2 protein-coding genes (1 of these 2 only partly in view) are annotated in these 20,931 nt (G+C 70.4%); one reads left to right on the forward strand and one right to left on the reverse strand.

The annotated features are described in order from the left end of the window. Window positions 1-1,359: a hypothetical protein gene (locus IE231_RS11620; RefSeq protein ID WP_189694138.1), complete on the forward strand. Its 1,359-nt coding sequence runs from the start codon at window positions 1-3 to the stop codon at window positions 1,357-1,359. Here IE231_RS11620 and IE231_RS11625 read toward each other — a convergent pair. Then, a protein-coding gene (locus IE231_RS11625) for a hypothetical protein (protein ID WP_189694139.1) crosses the window boundary here: on the reverse strand, window positions 1,352-20,931 show its 3' portion. 14,797 nt of this gene lie beyond the right edge of the window; only the last 19,580 of its 34,377 coding nucleotides appear in the window; the start codon falls outside the window, past its right edge; the stop codon is at window positions 1,352-1,354. The two genes, IE231_RS11620 and IE231_RS11625, sit on opposite strands and share 8 nt — an antisense overlap.

The raw sequence follows: 20,931 nt of genomic DNA on the forward strand, positions 1-20,931 counted from the left end.
GTGGACGGTTCAGCGAGCGGCTACTGGCAGCTGCACTTCGATGAGAACGGCACGGCCACCGATCCTGGGGACCTAGTCGCCGAGATTGCCGGGAGCGGGGCAACTGACCTATTCGTGATGAGCCACGGATGGGACAATTCCGAGGGCGATGCCGAGGCTCTGTACTCCGCGATGTTCCCGCTCATCGACTCGGCGCCCGGCGCTCCCGCACAATCGCGCTACCTCGGCGTGTTCTGGCCCTCGATCTGGTTCCCGGATCCGCCCGCCGGCGCCACCGACGCGGCGCTCTCCGGGGCGCAGATCGCCTCCTCGCTCGCACGCAGCGTGCCCGAGGCCGCCGCGCCGCTGGCAACGATGGGCTCGCTCATCGACACCGGGCTGGGGCACGTCGAGGCGGGGACCGCCACCCCCGCAGAGCAGGGCGCCGCGGTCGAGCAGTTCCACGGAATGCTGCAGAGCGTGTTCGGCGGAACCACGGCGAGCACCGAGGACGACGGTGAGAGCGCTGTCATCGCCAGTGAGAACCCCCAGCGGGACTACGCCGCTCTGGCCACGACGATGGGCAGCGCCCCACCAGCGGGTGACGCCGAGGGCCTCGGCGACATCTTCGGCCCCATCTGGAACGGGGCCAAGGACGCGCTGCGGGTCGCCTCGTTCTACCAGATGAAGGCGCGGGCGGGGACGGTCGGTGCCAAGGGCCTGGGCCCGTTCCTGGTGCGGCTGCACGCCGCCGCGCCAGCGCTGCGGGTGCACCTGATCGGCCACAGCTTCGGTGCGCGGCTTGTCTCCTTCGCTCTGAGCGGGATCGGCGCCCCCGCCCAGAGCCCGGTCGCCTCGCTCACCCTCGTCCAGGGGGCGTTCTCGCACTGGTCCTTCACCCAGGCGGCAGACAGCCCCTTCGCCGAGGCCGGGGCCCTCTGCGCCGTAGCAGACAGGGTGGCCGGGCCCCTGATCTCCACCTTCACCACTGCGGACTGGGCCGTGGGCAAGTGGTACCCGAGGGCATCCTTCCTCGCCCAGCAGGACAACGAGGACACGGCGGCGCCGAACCGCTGGGGCGGGATGGGGTCGGACGGCTACCAGAGCGTCACCCCGAGCGGCGACATCTCGCTCCCGCTCGCGCCGGGAACAGCGCTGGCTGCGGGGACCTTCTACCGCGCCGACGCCAACGCCGTGATCCGGGACACGTCCCAGTCCTCCTTTGCCGGCGCGCACTCGGACATCCGGCACCCCGAGGTGGCTGAGCTGATCGTCGCGGCGGCGACCGCGGGGGCTGCTGCTCAGACGGCACAGGCTGGTGCTCAGACGGCGGGGAGCCAGGGTGCGGGGAGCCAGGCGGCCGGTACTCAGGCTAGGTGACGGTGAAGGTCATCTGGCTCACGGTGCGGGGCCTGTCGATCTGTTTGGGGATCTGCAGGTACGCGGTGCACGCGCTGCCCGACGGCGGGTAGATGGGCGGCGTCCTGCCCGTGCCGTCCGCGCCGATGACGACCGTCAGTGTCGTGCCGTACACGACCACGCCGTTGACGGTGCACACCACCATGACCTGGTAGAAGTCCCGGTTGTTCGCACCCGTCACCTGGAAGTACACGCCGCCGGTCGATGTGATGGTGCTGCCGCCGGATGCGGGGACCGCCGTGATGGTCGCCCCGCTGGTGGTGCCCGCGGCGGTGCTCGTGGTCGAGGTGGTGCCCGTTGTCGACGTCGAACCGCTCGTGCCTGCCGTGCCCGTCGACGTCGTGTTCGCGGCCGGGTAGAGCGCGGGAGCCCAGCTCGCCGAGCTCGCGGTGGCCACGGGAGTCGCCGTCGTGGTGGTGGCGCCGGCCGGGGGCGCGAGCGCGCTCACGATGGTCACGGCCGCGAAGCCGCGCGCGAGATTGTAGCCGGCGACCGGGAGGATCTGGATCCAGAAGAACTCGACCGGCTCGTATGCGCTGCTTCCGTTCACGGTGACCTTGAACGTCACCGACGTCGCGCCTGCGACGACCGTGACGGTCCCCGACTGGACCGGGAAGTCTCCGGCCGCCGCCGTGGCCACGGGCCCGTCGAGCGTCGTCCAGCGCAGGGTGAGCGCGCTGGTCGGCGCGGCCGAGAGCGTGATGGTGACGGTCGCCGTCGTGCTTCCGCTCGTGGGGGCGGTGACCGAGACGTCCCCGATCGAGACGGTGGGGGGCGGCGGAGCCGCGCCCGCGAACACCTGGTCGTCAGTGAGGAACCGGAACGAGTCGAAGGAGGCGGTGCCGGACTTGGCGAGGGTTCCCACGCGCCCGTCGGCCACGGCGGCGTTGAAGACGAAGCTGCCGAGGACGCTCCCGTTGAGCGTGACGGTGACGACCGTGCCCTTGAGCACCAGGTCCAGCGTGTAGTCCTTGCCCGCGACGAGGGAGGCCGCGAACGACTGCTGGACCTGCCAGCCGCGCCGCGGGTCCATGTGCCCGACGACGACGCGCTGGCCCGCGACGTCAAGCGCAGCGAACTTGAAATCGTTGGGCGCGTACTCGTCGAAGACGAGGCCCGCGACGCCGCTCGTGTTCAGGACCGCGGCGACCTCGGCGTAGGAGATCGGGTCGATGAGCTGGCCCTGCGGCGTGTAGCTCGCCGTGGAGACCACCGGGGTGCCGCTCGCAGCCGTCCCGTAGCGGCCGTACGCGACGTTCCAGATGCCCGTCTGGTCCGCGCTGAACCAGTCGGCGGCGCCGTTGTCGAAGTAGCTCGTGCGATCGAGCGACGCCTGCGGCGGGACCACTTGGAGGGCGATGTTGTCGATGGCTCCCTGGGAGTTGTTCGAGCCGAAGCCGATGAAGCCCTTGTTGAGTCCCACCTGGTCGCCGTTCGGCAGCACTCTGACCGGGAACGTGTAGGTGAACGCTTTGGTCCCGTTGACCGTCACGGTCACCACGGTGCCGTTGACGGCCACAAGGAGGTCGTAGAACGTGCCGGCGCTCAGCGAGCCGGTCACGGCGCCCTGTGCGTCGTACCACCAGCCGTTCGCGTCCCGGTGCCCGATCACCATCTTGTTGATGGCGACGTCGATGCCGGCGAACTTGAAGTCGGTGGGGCCCCAGTAGTCGAAGATGACGAACGAGTTCGCCTTCCAGCCTGCCGTGGGCTTCTGGACGCTGATCGAGGCGCGGATCTCGTAGTAGACGGGGAGATAGGCGTCCGCGTACCAGACGGCAGCCGCGTCCCTGCCGAGCGAGGTGGCGCCCACCTGGAGCTGGCCATTTGCCACGACGAACGAGCCCGAGTCCACCGCGAAGCCCTGTGCCGTGCCTCCGTTGAAATCAGCCGAGCGGAGCACGTCCCGCTTGCCGCCGGGCAGGTTCCCCGCCTGCGGGTCCGTCGGGCCGCCTGTCTGCTGCTGCCACAGGCCGTGGTCGTGCTGCGTCACCAGGCCGAGCTCGCCGTCGGGCTCACCGTTGCGGGCCGGATCGTCGCCGGTGTCAGTGGCGCGCGTCGGGTCGGCGCCCTGCGAGCGCGAGAGCGCGTAGAGGAACTCCGGCAGCTGCGGCTCGACCTGGCGGCTCACGGTCGCGATGCCGAACGGCGAGAACGGCACGAGATAGCTGTTGAACTCGCCGACCCAGTCGATGAGGCGGTCGCCGCCCGTATTGCCGATCAGGATGTCGAGGCCGCCGCCGCCGAACGCGCGGTCCTCGTAGCTTGAGTTCGGGCCGTCTGGGACGTCATTGAGGCCGTAGGAGGTGCCGGTCGTGAGGTCGTCGTCCGCCTGCAGGAGGTCGTTGCCGTAGCCGCCGTAGAGCGTGTCGTTGCCCGTCCCGCCCACGAGCCAGTCGTTGCCGAGGTCGCCGAAGAGGACATCGCTGCCGTCGGAGGCCTTGGTGGCCGTCCCCGTGCAGTTGCCCTGGTTGTCGACGGCGACGCACGCCGTCACGGGATCGCCGAGGGTCGCGTCGTTGTTGAGGAAGAACTGCATCGCCATCGGCGGGGTGCCGCCCTTCCACACGGATCCGTCCGGGTTGAACAGGATGATCCGGCGCGGATCGTACTCGTCGTAGAGGAGGAACTCGCCGAGTCGGCCGGCCACGTGGTGGTTCGAGTGCCACGCGTTCGTGTCGGCGCCGAAGTGGAGGACGTCGCCCGGGTTCCACGGGTGGTTGAAGTCGGTCCGTGTCACGCCCACGGGGTTGCCGTTGGCATCGAAAGCCTGGACGTAGCTCGCCGCGAGGGCCTCGGAACCGCTCATCGCGTCGTCGCCCGCGCCGCCGTGGAGCTGGTCGTTGCCGAGGCCGCCGAAGATCACGTCGTCCGAGTTGTTCGGGTCGTAGTTCGGGTTCGCGGCGCCCGACGAGCGCGGGGTCAGGTCGAACGGCGTCTCGTCCACGGCGGTCGCGAGCGCGCCCGAGCGGTTGATGACCGCCTGCTGGACTTGGCCCGGCGTGTAGATGTACTCGTCGAGCACGTTGCCGTTCGAGATGCGCGTGTTCGGGTCCGTGGGCAGGAGGGTCAGGACACCGTAGAGGGGCTCGGAGTAGCAGCCGGCACTGTTCGGGGCGCAGCCGTTCGCGACCCACGCGGATCCATTCCAGGTGACGCCGGTGGCGCTGTTGCGGCTCGTGAAGATGCGCCCGTCGTCGCCGAGTACGGTGTCGTCCCCGGAGCCGCCGGAGATCCAGTCGTTGCCCCAGCCGCCGATGATCTGGTCGTTCTGCGCGTCGCCGAACGCGATGTCGCTGCCGGGGCCCGAGTAGATCGTGTCGTCGCCGGACTCGCCGTGCGTCTCGTTGACGCCACCGATGTCGTAGATCCGGCACGCCGGGTTGTAGACCGGGTTGCCGTTGGCATCCAGGGTCGGGGTACACGCGGCGAGCTGCGCCGCGAACATGTCGCTGTGGGCGCCGTTGGCCAGGATCGGGCTGCACAGCGGCTGGGTGGGCGAGGTGTTGCAGGTCGCGGCCGCGAGCGACGCGGGGCTGAAGAAGAGGTCCGGCCGGAAGTCCGGGCCGCCGGGCGTGTAGTCGAGCAGGCTAACACCGCGGACCACCTGCACGCCGTCGACGTTGTACTTGCACGAGACCGGCCGGTTGTTTGCGTCGAGAGTGCAGCGCGAGGTGTCGTAGGTGTCCCAGTTGTAGGTCACGTAGCGCATCGTGTCGGGGTTGCTGAGCAGCAGGTGGCAGTCGCCTGCCTTGCCGGCCGCCGTCGCGGCCACGCAGCCGGAGGTGTCGGTTCCGTTGATGCCGACGATCCGCACGATGTCCCCGTTCGCCCCCACGATCGTGTCGGCGTCGCGCGCGTGGATGTCGCGGGCGGCCGTGCCGTCGGCGAGCTGCCGCACGCCCTGGTTCAGGCCGCCCGGCTCTCCAACCTCGTTGTTGAGGTCGATCTGCGTGCCCGCACCGCCGAAGATGAGGTTCTTGCCGAGGTCGCCGACGACGGCCGAGTCCGCCACGTAGGTCGGGTTGCCCCAGGCGTCGCTCACCACGTGGTACGAGGCGCCGTCGGGCCGCTGGTAGGGGTTGGCGAGGCTGTAGAAGTCGGAGCTGCCGCCGACGAGGTCGTCCTGGCCGAGCCCGCCGAAGATCACGTCGTTGCCCGCGTTGCCCTCGATGTAGTCGGAGCCGTCGGTGGCGCGCTCGACGCTCGGGTAGACCGTGAGCGGACCGACGGGATCGCAGACGAGCGTGCCGGGGGCGCCCGTGCAGCCGGTCGGAGTCCGGAAGGCGGAGACGCGCTGGAGGATCGATGCCGGGCTGCTCGGGGCGATCCAGTCGATCGAGCCGTCGCCCTGGATCGTGTCGTCGCCCATCTGGCCGAGGATGAGATCGTTCGAAGGGCCGCCGGCAAGGTAGTCGTTGCCCCACGAGCCGAGCCACTTGAGGCCGTCGTCCGCCGCGAAGTCCTGCCACAGGTTGGAGACCTTGTACTCGGCCCACCACGGGACGTCGTTCGCGGTGCGGTAGTTCTGGGCGATTCCGTTGGTGAGCAGAGTGCCGGAGGTGTACGCGTCCACACTTCCGCCGCACGGGTTGGCCAGATCGGAGCGGCTGTACAGAAGCGTGCCGCACAGCGCCTGGAAGCGCCCGTTGGTCCAGTCGCCCAAGGAGCGTTGGATCGAGACGTTGTCGCCGAAGACCATGTCGTCCTGGGCGGCGCCGTCGATGGCGTCGTTGCCGGGGCCGCCGATGAGCAGGTCGCGGCCTGCGCCGCCGTAGATCCAGTCGTCGCCGCCGTTCTGGAGGGCCTTCGAGTCGACGCTCGTGACGCCCATCCCGCCGTCGAGCGGGCTGCCGGCGATGCCGAGGCCGGCTACACCCAGGCCTCCGGTCAGAAGGGTCGTCTGGATCTTCTGGAGCTTGCCCGGGACGGGCTTGGTCGTGTCGCGTGCGCCCGAGACGTCCTGGGTGATGACGCCGAGGTCGCCGAAGACGATGTTGTCGTCCTGGCCGATCGTGGTCCCGTTGGCGCCCGCCACCGTGCCGGCGCCTGCGCCGTAGAGCAGGTCGGAGCCGGCCTTGAGGAGGTCGCGGTCCGGGTACTGAGCGGCCGGGTACCCGGCCGGCCCGTTGCCCACGACGGCGACGCCCAGGACGCGCGTGATGAGGTCAACGTTGAAGCCCGAGTCGCCGTAGACCATGTCCTCGCCGCGCTGGCCGAACACGGTGTCCGCGCCCGAGCCGCCCGCGATCTGGTCGCCTGTCTGCGAGCCGATGAGCACGTCGTCGCCTGCGCCTCCGTACATCGTCACGCCGATGCTCAGGAGGTTCCCGGCCGCATCCGTGCCGGGGAGCGCATGGGCGTCGATCACGTCGTTGCCGCTGAACTGGAACGGATTGGCGAGCGGGAAGATGAAGAACGGCGCACTGTTGCCCACCCGGTTGAGCACGATGACGCTGTAGACGCCCGCCATGCTCGCGCCCGGCGTCGTGACCGGGAAGTGCGGGCCAGCCGGGAAGTCGGCGAGCGAGAGCGCGAGGTTGAGGGTGATCACCGTGGCGGTGACGGCCTTGACGATCCCCACATACTGCGAGACCGCGGTGACCGTCAGGTTCTGCCACGGCATCGGCGAGATGACGGGGCCGTTGAGGAGCATCGTCTGGCGCGCGGCGTCGAAGCCCGTGATGGTCCAGACGCCCAAGAGTCCGGAGATCGTGATCTGCATGCCCGTCGTGTAGGCGGCGTTCCAGGTGCCCGCGGCGAGCCTGATGCGGTCGGTGCCGAGCAGGATCGAGCCCGTCTGGACGATCGGGGCCGCGAGGCTCAGGGCGAGCTCCTGGCCCACGGCGAAGCCGTCGTGGAGGAACGTGCCGCTGCCCGTGCAGGCGCCGGCGCACGAGGTGAGGGCGATGGTCCCGGTGTGGCCGTCCGCAGAGAGGCCGAGCGTGACGTCCGCACCTTCGACGTGCGGCATTGGCTTGGGCCCGAAGTTGTGCAGCGTGAGGTGCGTCGGGTCGCCGCCGTACCAGACGCCGTCCTGGGACGTGTCGCCATAGAGGACCAGCGGCGAGGCGGGGCCGCCGCCGCCCGTCACGGTGATCGTGTCGCCGCCCAGCCGGACCGCGCTCACGGTTCCGGTCCAGGAGGGCGTCGCGGCCAGCGGGCCGCCGTTGACCGTGATGGTCCCGGCCACTGGGTCGATCGCGGTGATGATGCGGTACCCGTCGACGCCGTCGATGCGCACGAGCATGCCGACCGTCAGTCCCGAGCCAGCCAGCGCGCCGGCGGGCAGGCCCGCGAAGGCGAGCGTGCCGCCGTCGGACGTCGGGGCGACCGAGCCGGAACCGGTGACCCAGAGGCTGCTCACGCGGCTCACGACGCCGGCCAGCGCACCCGGGGTGAGCGGCGCGCCGTCGACGATCATCACGGCACCGTCCGACGGGTTGCCGTCCGCGTTGAGCGCGGCGCTGTTCGCGAAGGCCAGGACCGTGCGGATCCCGACGCCCGGGATGAAGACGCGCTGGCCGGCACGGAAGCCGAGGGCCTGCCACGCCTGGCCGTTGGAGATCAGGATGCCGTTGCCCGCCACGATGCTCAGCATGCTCTGCGTCATCGACCAGCCCGCCGGGAGCGGCGTCCGGACAGCGCCGTTGCCGGCGGCGAGGTCGTCGACCACCGAGACGGCTCCGGTGAACGGGCCTCCGGCGAGAGCGGTGGCACCCGCGAGGAGCATGACGTCGCCCGGCAGGGTGCCGGGGGCCCCGCTGCTCGCGAAGCCGGTCACCGTGTGGAGCCGTCCGTCGGGGCCCTCGACGAGCTGGCCCGCGTGGAAGCCGAGGTCGGTCCACGGCAGGCCGTCCGGCCGGACGAGCCCGCTCGCGCCCCCGACCGCGAGGACGCCGAACGTGCCCTTGACAAGGAGCGGGCTGTTGCCGCCGCCGTGGACGGCCGTGATGCCGCCGTGGTGGGCGAGCTCGCCGCGCAGGCCCGTGATCGGGTTGACGTCCCCGCCCTGGATGAGCGTGGACTGGACGGCGAAGGTGTCATTGCCCGCGCCGAGCATGATGTTGAGGATCTCGATCGTCGAGACGGCGCCGTCCGTCGAGTAGAGGCCTGTGTTCGGATCCACCATGAGCGAGCCGTAGCTGATGCCGCCCGGGAAGACGAGGGGCTCGCCCCACGGCAGGCGGTGCGTCACCGGGTCCGCGAGGTTCGAGAAGTCCAGGGCGGGGCCCATGTTGAGGCCTGTGACGGCCGTGGACGTGAGCGCGCCGGAGAGGTTCTGGTGGCTGCCGTCGTCGTAGACGTTGAGCGTGTCGATCTGCTGCCACTCCGGGGGCTGCGCCGCAACACGGAACGGAGGCATGTTGCCCTCGCCCGGCAGGAGGATCGCCGCCTTGAGCGAACGGTCGGAGGCCGTGGTGCCGCCCTCGACCGAGAGCGGGCCGCGGATCGCATCGAGCCGGTGGGCCTGCTTCGGGAAGGTCATGATGGTCGACCGGCCGGCCGGGACTGCCCAGTGGACGTCCGCGACGAGGTTGACGGTCTGCGCGATCCACCAGTTCGACGGCGTGAACGTCACGAACGCGGCCCACTGGGTGAGCGTGGCGAGCGGATCGACGGCCGCCGGCTTGGCCGCGGACGTGAAGTACAGGACGTTGAGGGTGCCGCCGTTGGCGGAGCCGAAGCTCTGGATCTTGTAGAACGTCGGGTCGCCGGAGAGCTTGACGACCATGCCCTCGGTGAAGCCGCTGTCGAGCCAGCTCGAGCCGTCGTCGCGCGTGAGGGCGCCCGTGACGGCGTTGTAGGAGAGCGTGTGGCCGGCGGTCCCGGTGAAGATCCCGGCGTCTTGGAGCTGGCTGATGATGACGTTGGTGAACGGGCTGGCCCAGCTGCTCCGGTCCACGGGGAGCGTGCGGTCGAGGGTGAGCGAGGAGGCGGTGAGGTTCAGGATCTGGTAGTCGCCGTCGTCGGCCGTGCCCGTGCCGGAGATGCGGATCTTCTGCCCGATCCGGAAGCCCTCGTCGAGGAAGCTGCCGAGGTCGGAGCCGTTGCCGCGCGTCACGGTATTCCCGGAGATGTTGATGACGCCGAGGAACGCCTGGGCCGCGTGCTGGCCGCCGTAGGGGGCGTAGTTGGCGCCGCCGAACGCTGTGACGTCCACCTGCCCGTCCGTGAGGACAAAGATCGTCACATTCGACGTCGGGGCGCTGGTGAGCCGGAGGGTGTACGAGTCGCCGGTGCCCGGCACCGTGCAGGCGGCGTTGCCGCATGCCTGGACGAGCGTCGAGCCGTCGCTCTGCGACACGAACACCCCGGGCACCTTGTCGCTGATGACCTGGACGTCCACGCGGGCACTGATCCGGGCGGCGGCGGCGAGGTAGGCGGGATCCGTGCTGGACGGGTCGATCGTCATGATGATCGCCGTGTTGCGCGGATCCATCGGCGCGAGGATGGTCCGCGCGTGGATGCTCACGATCACCGGCAGGTACCAGTTGGTGCTGTCGAACGTCGCGGTGTAGACGTACGGGGTTGCGCCGCATGCGGTCGGGTCGCTGAACGCCGCGCCCGAGGCGATGCCGAAGCGGCCGTCCGCGCTGGCCAGGCAGACCGTCCCCATTCCGCCGTTGGCGTCGGGAACGATCCGCACCACAACCGTCTTGCCTGCTGCGGGGGCCATGGCGAGCTGGACCGTCATCTGGTCCGCGGCCTCCGTGACGGTCGTGCCCGCCAGCACCGTCGTCTCGTTGTCGAGGTGGCCCGTGGCCGGGTCCGTCTGCGCGATGAGCACGTCGGCCTGGTCGTTGTCGTAGATGGTCGCTTCGACATTGCGCACGACCGCGCCGTCGAAGGTCGGGTCCGCGCTGATCACCGAGTGGTTGACCGTGACGATCCGCGTGCCCTCGGGCCGCTTGTCGTCCACTGCGTACAGGTAGACCGTCTGGTCCGCATTCCAGTTCGTGCCGTCGAAGACGAGGACGATCGAGCGGTTCGAGACGTTCCTGGATGCGCCGCCGAGGAGGATCTGGCGGTAGAAGTCGGCCAGCGCGCTGCCCGTGAGGTTCGCGGCGAGGAGGATCGTGTCGCCGTCGAGCCCGGTCGGTGCCCCGTCGGGCAGGGTGCCCACGGTGAGCTGGGTGTGCTCGGTCGACGGCGCGTAGGCGGCCGAGATGGTCACATACACCTTGCACTGGGCGTCCGTGAGGCCCGTGCACACCGGGTGGGCAGCCAGGTGCACGGTGTACGAGTCGAGCGAGGGCAGCGGAGGCGCGGCGCCGCACGTCGACGTCGTCGGCGTGAGCAGGTAGCAGCCGCCCTCGTACACGGCCGTGAAGCCGCCGCTCTCGGTGATGACCACCTGGCCCTGGCCCGGCCGCGCCACGGTGACCGGCACGCCGTCGGCCACGATGCCGTTGTAGCTCGGGTCCGTGGAGACGACGCCGTGGTTCACCGTGCTGGAGGTGCCGTCGATGTTGAGGGCGAACACGTCCCCGGCCACGTCGCCGGCGACGTTGATCGTGTCGCTGCCGAGGCCGCCGATCACACGCGTGGCCATGCCCGGCGCGGTTGAGAGGACGTCGATCGTGTCGTCGCCCTCGAGCGCGTCGATCTCGAGGACCTGGATGTTGACGTACTTCACGCTCAGCCCGGCACCGTAGATGGCCTTGGACGTCACGACGATGTGGTCGGCGAACTCGGTGCCCAGGATCACGACCTTGTTGAAGCCGGTGCCGCCGTCGATCGAGACCGGCGCGTTCATGTTGTACTCGACCTGGTTCTGGCCCGCGCCCGTGCGGATGTCGCTCTCGGCCGCCGTCGAGAAGCCGCTTGTGAGGCGCGGCATCGCGATCTGGTCGGCCGCGTTGATCCACACGATGTCGCACGTGGCGCGCTGGGCGTCCGTGAGCGAGACGCCCGGGTCGGTGCAGGACAGGCCGCCCATCGAGGCCGGGAGCCCGTGGCCGGTGCGGACCTCCGCGAGCGCGAAGGCGCGGACCACGAAGAGGTCGTTGCCGTCGTCGCCCTCGAGGCGAAGCGGGGCCTGGTTCGAGTACACGGTGAACGTGTCGTCGCCCGCGTCGCCCACGGCGACGAGCGGTGCGGACGCGCCCGCGGAGACCCAGCCGCGCGTCGTCGCGACCGTGCCGAACACGTCCTGCGGGTTGAGGTCGCCGCCGCTCGTGTCCCGCGTGATGCCGTCCGCGGAGACGCCCGTGTTCGAGGAGAACGCGTGGGCGTCGCGCTGGAGGCCGTAGATCTGGCCGATCTGGAACGAGTCGTTCCCGGCGCCGCCGTCGAGCGTGGTGGTGACCGTGACGTCGTCCGAGGCGAAGACGTCGTTGCCGCCGAGGCCGTTGACGGTGAGCCGGCCGTTGATGCCCGTGTCGTAGTTGACGCGCTCGTAGGCCTGGGTGCGGACTGCCGCGCTTCCGGTCGGGTCCGACGTCGTGACGTCGTTCGCCAGGAGGCTCACCGTGACGTTGGAGAGGACGACGTTCGCGGTGGGCACCTGCTCGGTGGTGAGCGATACGCCGAGGGGGAGGGTCTCGGCGAGCGTGATCCACGAACCGTCGGCCGCGACGCTCGACACCGTGTAGTCGCCGGCCCAGACGCCCGCCGTCGGGCCGCCGAGGTGGATGCGCAGCCCCGCGAGGCCCGGGGCGAACGTGCCCGCGGCGCCGATGAGCGTGCGCCCGGGGGCCGTTCCGGCTCCGCATCCGGTGGACTGGAAGCACAGGGTCAGGTTGCCCGTGAAGAGCGGGGTGCGCGCGCCGAGCTGGCCGTGGAGGAGGGCCACGAAGCCGGGATCATCGGCGCGCTCCCCGGCCGTGTTCGAGGTCGGTGTCGAGGCGATGAACTGGGAGCGGCGCAGGAGGAAGACGTCGTCGGTCGGGTACGGGTTGCCCTGGGCGTCGTAGCCGGAGAGCGGGCTGTCATAGCCGTTCACCGTCAGGACGTCCGCACCGTCGCCGGGTGCGCCCGTGTCGAGGACATTGATGACGTAGCTGTGGCACGTCGAGCCGGTCGGGTCGCCTGCGAAGCACGGCTGGCTGCCCGTCGTCGCGATCACGTAGGTATCGGTGCCCGACTGGCCGTCGAGCGTGAGCGTCATGCCGTCCGCGACATCCATGGTCTGGAGCTGGTTAACGAAGAGGAAGTCCTCCCCGTCCCCGAGCGGTGCCGTGGACCCGCCGGGGGTTGGCGTGTTGCTGCCGTACGCGCGAGTGATGTTGCGCAGGTAGGTCTGGTCGAAGCTGATGATGTCCGAATCGGTGTTGCCGAACACGCGCGTGAGGCTGCACGCGTGGCCGTCCTTGTCGAGCTGGCTGACGCACGCGTTCGTCTGGGTGCCGCTGAAGTTCGCGGTGCCGTTCGTGGTCTGCGCGGCGCCGCTCCACAGCTCGCCGTGCAGGTGCATGACCGTGCCCCAGCCGGAATCCGGGACGCCGACCGCGGAGCCCGCGCCCGTGTTGGAGAAGTCTCCGAAGATGTCGATCCACTGGGCGGCGCGGATGCTCGCGACGAGGGCAGGGTTCGCGTCGGTCGCTACTGACCCTCCGCCCGCGGCGTTGTAGCCGTCGGTCGTGACGTTGTCGCCGACCCGCAGGAGCACCCAGCCGGCGTCCGCCTGGATGAGCCCGCGCTGGATCTGGCCGTTCGCGGTCGTGCGGGGCGCGTTCTCGACGAAGAGGAGGCTGCAGGACTGCCTGCCGCCCGTGGCCGGGTTGGCGCACGGCAGGAGGTTGAGGTCCTCGCCCTGCGCGGCAGTCTCCGCGACCGTGAGCCGGATGTTGCCTGCGAAGGTCCGCGCAAGGACCACATTCATCGGGGCCGGGAGGCCCAGATCGCTCGCGTCGGCGGAGTCGGGGATCTCGGTGACGAAGATGCCCGTGTCCGCCTCGAACGCGACCGTCGCGGCCGGCGTCGTCGAGGACGGGCTCCACGGCGTCGCGAAGCGCCCGGAGGAGATATCCAGATCGTTCGTGCCGTCGGTCGCGCCGATCGAGCCGCCCATGGCCTTGAGGTCGATCGTGTTGCCGATGACATCCGCGGCCGAATCCGCGTTCGCGTCGATGACCGAGCCCTTGACCGTGGCGAGCGAGACGTCGCCGCGCGTGCGGACGAGGTGGATCCGGAGGTCGTCGGTTGTGGCGGGGTTGCTGTCGCCGATCTCGGTGGCGAACACGCCGAGGGTGTTGGTCGAGGCCGTGTCGATCGCGGTGAGGACGCCCGTGTTCGTGCGGAGGACGTCGACGTTGACCTCGAGGAAGTCGGTCGCGAGGCCGATGCCGCCGAGGACGCCCCCAGTGCCGGCCGTCATGGTGATGTTGACGCCCGTGACATCGATCGAGGTCTGGCCGTTCGCGTCGAGGATGCGCTGCGGCGACGACAGCACGACGTCGTTCTGGGTCGAGTCGATGTGGCCCACGAGCATGTCGCCCGCGAGCTCGGTGGCCGTGATCTTGCCATTGGTCGTGAGGAAGATCTGGGCGACGTCCGCCGCGAGGTACCCGCCCGACTGGCTCGGATCATCCACCGGGCTGTGGGTCGGCGCTCCCCCGGTCCACGCGACGTCGGTGTTGAGGACGAACGTGACCACCGTGGCCGGCGTGGCCGTCGAGACCACGTGCGTCGCGTCGTTGATCGCCGTGGTCGGGCAGTACGTGGGCTCCTGGGCCGCGACCCCCGAGGTGGCGACGTGGCAGACGGCGAGGTCGTCGCCCGCGCGGGCCTCGGAGAACTGGTAGGCCGAGTCGAGCGTGCTCGTCGCGGTGCCGAAGGCGCGGAGGATCCGGGCGAGGTTCGCGTCCGCGGTGTCCGGCTCGTAATGGGTCTGGTACTGGCCGCTGCCGGGATTGGTCGAGATCGAGCCGTAGGGGCTCCCATCGGCGCCGAGGGCAGGGTCGAAGCCCGTCGGGAAGACGTAGTGGTAGTTGCTCGTCGCGGCGTGGTACGCGTTGACCGTCACGAGGATGTTGGTGGCGAGGTCGTTGCCGTTCTTGCTGTCGTTGACGACGACGTCGAGGTCGTCGCCCGCGGTGAGCCGCGTGACGGTGACGGTGAAGGCGGAGCCCAGAGCCTCGTCGGTGCGGCGGTTCGCGGTGAGGTCGAGCACGAGGTCGGCGCCGGCGTCGGCCGTGATGGCCATGTCGTGGTAGGCGCCGTCCACGCTCTGGTAGCGGACCAGCTCGACGGCGATCGGGTCGCGCTCGGCGTCCTGCGTCCCGGCCGCGGGGTGCTGGGCGGCCTGGTGGCCGATGTTCCCGTGTGGGGCGGACAGCGTGAGCACGTTGGTGCGGATGACCTTGGTGTTGGGGTTCAGCGCCCCCAGCGGCCCGGCGAGGATGTCGCCGCTCGCGTTGTCTGCCTCGGTGGTGCCGATGGGGTTCTCGATGAAGTTGTCGAGCCGGATGAACGGGTTCTGGCCCGGGCACGTGTACGCGCACGTGTTCTGGATGAGGACGAGGGTGGGCGGGAAGGTGTACTTGATGTCGACGTCGAAGCTGCCGCCCACGACGGGCGGACTCAGCCCGCTCGTGGCATGACCGGTTCCCGGCTTGATCGTCTGGACGCGGATGTCGATGACCGGCGAGTTGAGCGTGTTCACCACGTTGATCCTGTTCACGATCATGTTCAGGTTCGACGCGTTGAGGATCTTGACGTAGTCCCACGTCTGCTGGAACTGGAACTGCCCGAGGCCGCCCCAGATGACGCCGGCGGGGGCGCTGCCCCCGGAGATGTTCGTGGGCACGTTGGCGAGGAACCGCGCGTTGGCGCCGTGGTCGTACAGGATGTCGTCGACGCTGAACGTTGGGCCCGTGAGCTGGCCAACCGTGTGGATGTTGTTGAACGGGTCGTCGGTGTAGACGTGCCCCATGGTGTCCCGCACGGTCGCGTTGACGAGCTTCGTGACGTTGCCCGCGGAATCCACTTCGATCCAGGGATTCGGCTCGCCGAGCATGATCACCGTGGACTCCCAGAAGATCCAGCGGTTGAAGTTCTGGCTGCCTCCGTCCGAGCTCGACCCGCCGAAGTCGAGGAAGCCGCCGCTGCGGTCGGTGTGGCGGAGGTAGCGGTCCACGAGCTGGTTCACCGTGACGGTGAGGTCCGACGTCGTGATGGTCGAGCCGCTCATGCCGGCCACCTGCGCCGTCGTGTTGATGTCCGCGCTCGCGGTCGGTGACGTGTGGCCCCCGAAGCAGTGGCACGTCGAGGACGCGTAGCTGTCGATGCTGATGCCGCGGTACTCGGCGTTGAGTGCGGTCGAGACATTGCCCGTGATGCTGGACCCGCTGGCCAGGACCGTCTGGGTCAGGCCGCTCACGTTCACGGCCGTCGTGGCCTCGGAGTTCGCCCCGAACGCGGTCGCGCGGGTGCGCGACGTCCCCGTGGCCTGGAGCGCGTCGACGTAGGATCCCACGGCGACTGCGCGGCCGCTCACCGCGCCGCCGATCGTGGTCTGGGTGAGGCCGACCGCCGCCGCGCCTGGGACCCACGATCCGTCGCCCGTGCCGATGGCCACAAGGAGGTTCGTCACGCCGCTCACGCCGAGGCCTCCGACGTCGGCCGTGCCCCGGCCGTACGCGTAGGCCGCGGTGTGCGACTCGATCGCGGCCGTCGTTCCGGCGGTCACCGTGCCCTTGACATCCACGGTGGTCGAGTAGTCGGTGAGGATCGTCTCGCCGCTCGAGCCGCCCGCGAAGAGGCCGCCGGAGCTCGACGACGCGATCATGGTCGGGATGAGCACGGAATACGCCGCAACGGTCACCGATTGGGCCGCGGACAGGACCGCATTGGTGTCGACCAGGATCGCGTTGCCCATGTACAGGTGAGTGTCTGCGCTGGCCGAGTTGACCGAGATGAGGCCACCGCTGTCGTTCGAGGAGACGGTCTTGCCCGCGACGATGCCGTGGGTCGTGACCGAGACGGTGCCGCCGTCCAGTGTCGCGCCGTTGCCCACGGTCGCGCCGAGGGTCGAGAGCACCTCGGCGAGGGAGGCCGCGGTCGAGACGGAGATCGCTCCGCCCCCGCCGCCGGTGGCCGAGGCCGAGACGATCTGGTCGCCGCTGATGGCACCGAACGGGATGTTCTCGCCGATGCCGTGCAGCTTCTGGGTGCCAGAAGCGCTCGCGGGCGCGATGTCCTCGATCAGCGTGTAGACGAGGTTGCCGGCGCTCGTGACGCCCGCGGGCAGTGTCGGCACGGCGAGGTTGATGCCGTCCCGGGCGAACGTGTGGAGGCCGCCGGTCTGGCCCGGGACGATCGTGTACGTCTTCGCGGCCCCGCCGAGGGTGTCGGAGAGCTTGAACGACGACGTGCACGCCCCGCCGCAGCCGACCACGTAGTACCCGTGGCCGTCCTGCAGGCCCGAGATCGGGGCGTTGGCGGCGTACCAGAGCTGCTGGACCACGGCCTTGCCCGCGACCGACGTGTCCGGCGTGAGCGTGAGAGCGGCCTGCGGCTGGTTGGTCTGGGTGCCGCAGTCGCCCGCGTTGCCGGTGGCGTGGCAGAGCGAGTCGGCGAACTTGTACTCCTGGCCGCTGATCCGGATGAGGTAGTAGTAGCCGGCGGCGATGCCGATCGTGCTTCCCGAGTACGGCGCGTAGTAGACGCGCGTACCGGTCGAGAAGCCCATGTCGAGGAAGCTGCCCTGGTTGTTCGGGTCCTCGACGGCGAAGTAGACATCGTTGACGTCGCTGCCCGTCGCGGCCACCCACTTCTTCGCACCGCCGTCCCAGACCACGTTGACCTGGCCCGAGCTGAACGTCGCCGCGGTGTTGGGCTGGTAGTAGGTGACGAAGTCGCCGTCGTGGAAGCTGTTGCTGACGCTGACGACGCCCGTGCCGCCGTTGATGCTGCCTGCGTTCACCGAGACCTGGGTCGCCGTGAAGCCGAGCGGCTGGAGCTTGATCCGGTAGGCATCCAGCACGTGGACCCGGTACCGCGTGTTGTTGGTCAGGCCGCCGACGCCCGAGGTCACGCCCGAGGCGCCGAGCGGGACGGCCGAGTACCACACGATGTCGCCCTCGTGCAGGTGGTGCTCGCGGACGCCGAAGTCGATGACGTCCGTGTCCGGCTTCACGTTCGCGCCCGTGAACACGGCGCCGAGCGCGAGGCTCTGCGGCCCGGTCACGATCACGGAGTAGGTCGCCTGGTCGATGAGGCCCGGGATCACGGGGTGGCCCTGGGCGTCGTAGGTCACGACGTCGCCGGTGTTCGCGTTGTGGTTCGCGGTGAAGGTAATGGTGTTCGCCGCATCGGAGACACCGCTCACGCCGTCGAACGTGCCGTCGGAGGCTGGCGGAAGCGGCGGGTTCGCCGAGGCGTCGAGGCTGATCGCGCCCGTCGCCTTGACACTGGCCCCGCCCGTGACGGACGCAGTCGAGGTGGGCGAGAGGGTCGCGGTCGCGCTGAACTTGGTCACGTTGATCGCGCCGCCGGTCGCGCTCGACGTGCTCGCGTCGGAATCAGTGAGCCCGACAGACTGGGCGGTGATGTCGCCGCTGACCCGGATGACCGAGGAGGGCCCGCCCAGGACCACGCCGACGCTCGGGGTGCCGTGGCTCGTCGAGGTCGAGTTCGTCACCGACAGGAGGCCGCCGCCGCTCTCGTCCATGCCCGCGACCGCGGTGTCGTTGCCCTTGGCGAAGACCCTGAGGGTCGACGCGCCCGGGGTGCTGTTCACGCCGTCGAAAACGCGCACGTTGCCGAGCACGGAGGCGGTCGTGGTGCCCGAGGCCTCGGCGTCCGGGTTCGAGTCGACGGACACGTTCAGGATCGCGCCGTTTGCGTTCTTGAGCTTGGACTTGGCGAAGTTGCCGCTCACGGCCCGGATGTCGATCACGCCTCCCGGCGCGGCAAGCGTGCCGCCCTGCGCGAGGGTCGCCGTCGTGCTCGAGGCAGCCTTCGCGTAGAGGTTGTTGCTCGAGATCGCGAGCCCGATGGCCGCGGTGAGGGCGCTGCCGGATGCGTCGACGACGTGGTCGGTGAGGAAGTTGCTGCCGTCGAAGTTGTGGTAGGCGAGGAGGGAGAGGGTTCCACCGCTCGAGATGCTGCCGCTGACCGCCGCAGAGACCGAAGATGAATCGGTGGCCCTGACGGTCGAGATGCCCGCGGCGCCGAAGCCCCCGAACGCGACCGCGCTGTAGTCCGCGATCGTGGAGTTCCGCTCGACGGACTGGACGGTGACGTCGCCCGAGGCGCTCACCGCGCCGCCGACGCCGGTGGCGACGCCCAGGTCCGTCGTCGCCTGGTACGTGCCCGCGACAACGCCGGCCCCGACGCCGCCGGCGGCAGCGCGGCCGTGCACGATGGCCGAGGAGTCGACGGTCGAGCCGATCGTGACCGCGGTGACGCCGGCGGCTGTTCCGTTGAAGTCGGTCTTGACGTGGCCGCCCGCCTCGGCGGTGGGCTGGGCGAGGCCGATGCCGGCGACGACGCCGGCCGAGAGCGAGCGGGCATCCGCCGTGGCGGCGTTGAACACGACGCTCGCGATGTTGACCCAGCCTGGGCCGGTCAGCTGGGTGCCGACCCCGACGGTCGTGGCCACCTCGGGCGTGCTCGTCGCCGTCGCGCTCGCGGCTGTCACGCCCCCACCCACCGCGATCCCGGTCAGGCGCACCCGGGCGAACGACGGGTCGACGGTCGACGGCGTGGAGTCGCCCGCGAGGGTCACGGACGGCTGGATCGGGGCCCCGGTCGAGTCGACGTTGAGCCGCGCGGTCACCGTGACGCCGGTGCCGTGGAGCTCGCCGCCGCCGACCGTGTAGGCCTGCAGCGTGGGGCGGAAGTCGGACGTCGCCGTCGTCGCGCCCGCACTGAAGCCGCCGGCGATGCCGATGCCGCGGCCGTCGGCGATCGCGGTCGCCGACGCGGAGGAGACGAACTCGACCGCGCCCGCGCTCGCGCTGACCTTCGCCGAACCGCCCAGGAAGGCCTTGACGGTCGGAGCCGAGGTCGTGGTCTCGGTGACGATGACGAGGTTGAAGCCGAGGCCCACGCTGATCATGTCGGTGACCGCCCGGGGGGCGGAGGTGAGGCTCGCGGCGACCGACGCCGCGGTCCCGGTGCCGCTGACCGTCACCGTCGCGGGGTGGCTCGCGTCGGCAGCTGCGCCGTCCGGCCCGACGTAGGCGGCCACCGTGGTCGAGTCCGTCGCGTGGGTCGTGATGAAGGCGCCGGAGGCCAGGCCGACCGTGATGTTCGAGCCGGACGGCGGGGCGTTCGTGGCCGTCGGGGTGCTCGTGCCGCCCGCGTGGAGCGTGAGGGAGCCCGCGGTGAGGTTGGCGCCGTCGTCGATGTGGGCGGCGATCGTGCCCGCTGTGGTGGCCTCGAGGTCGACGTACGCGATCGAGACAGCGGCGATGGCGATGTCGACGTTCGTGACGGTCGCGGACGCGTTCCGGGACGCCTCGAGGTCCGCCGTGCCCGAGCCGAGCGAGACGGTGCTGCTGGCGCCAACGTAGACCTCGGTCGTGCCGTCGACGTTCGCGACGGGCGTCGCACCCGTGCCGCTGATGAGGGCCAGTCCGAGCATCTTCGCGGTGCCCGTGGCCTTCGGCGTCGCGGTGGCGACGGCCGTGAGGGACCCGGCCACGACCGTGCTGCCGGCGGCGACGTAGGCCCGGGTGGAGCCGTGGATCTGGGCTTCGGGGGTGAACACCTGGACCGAGAGTCCGGCGCCGGAGGCGCCGCCGGACTCGGCCGTCGCGGTGTCGAACGACGTCGCGGTGAGTGTGACGGCGCCCGAGCCCACGTTCGCCGAGCCGATGCCGGCCTCGGTGGTCGCGTTGGAGCCGATCTCGGCCTTCGCCGAGGCGATCTGCGCCGCGATCGCTCCCATCGTGATGGCCTTCGTGGTCGCCTCGGCGAGGTTCGTGCTTGCCGCCGTGGCGCTCGCGGCCGTGCCCGTCGTGGAGGTGCCGTCGAGGCGGATGTCCGTGCCGCCGTCGACCTTCGCGGTCGGGACCGAGACGCCCAGGGCCGCGAAGCCGCCGGCCCCGAGGACGGTGCTCGCCTCGGCGTGGTTGTCCGAGATCGCGGTGACCTCGACGAGGCCGTTCGCGTGGAGGGCGCCACCGGCCTGCCCGAGGACCTCGACGTCGCCGCTGGACCCGACCTCGGCGAAGGCCATGCTGCCGTTGCCGGCGAAGCCGAGGCTGCCGCTGACCACGAAGATGTCGGCCGTGGCGAGGTTCGTGCCGTTCGCGTGGACGCCGATGGCCGCCGCGCCTGGGGTGGACGCGGTCGAGGTGGTCGTGACGGAGCCGTTGATGTGGACCCGCGCGGCCGAGTTGTCGTGGGCGGCGGCCGCCATGACGCTGAGGGCGGCGACGCCGCCGAGGTTGCCGAGGGTCGCCGCCGCGGTGGCCTTGTTCCCGGCATTGCGGGTGCCGGCCTCGATGAGGACGGCGCCGCTGCCGCTCAGAGCGGCGCCGGTGCCGATCGTGGCCTCGATCTTCGCCCCCGAGGTGATGTCCGCCGTCGCGACGCCGCCGGACAGGCCCACGACCGAGACGCCGATGGTCGTCG

It is taken from the genome of Sinomonas cellulolyticus (genome assembly GCF_014656475.1).
In the GTDB taxonomy this organism is placed as follows: domain Bacteria; phylum Actinomycetota; class Actinomycetes; order Actinomycetales; family Micrococcaceae; genus Sinomonas; species Sinomonas cellulolyticus.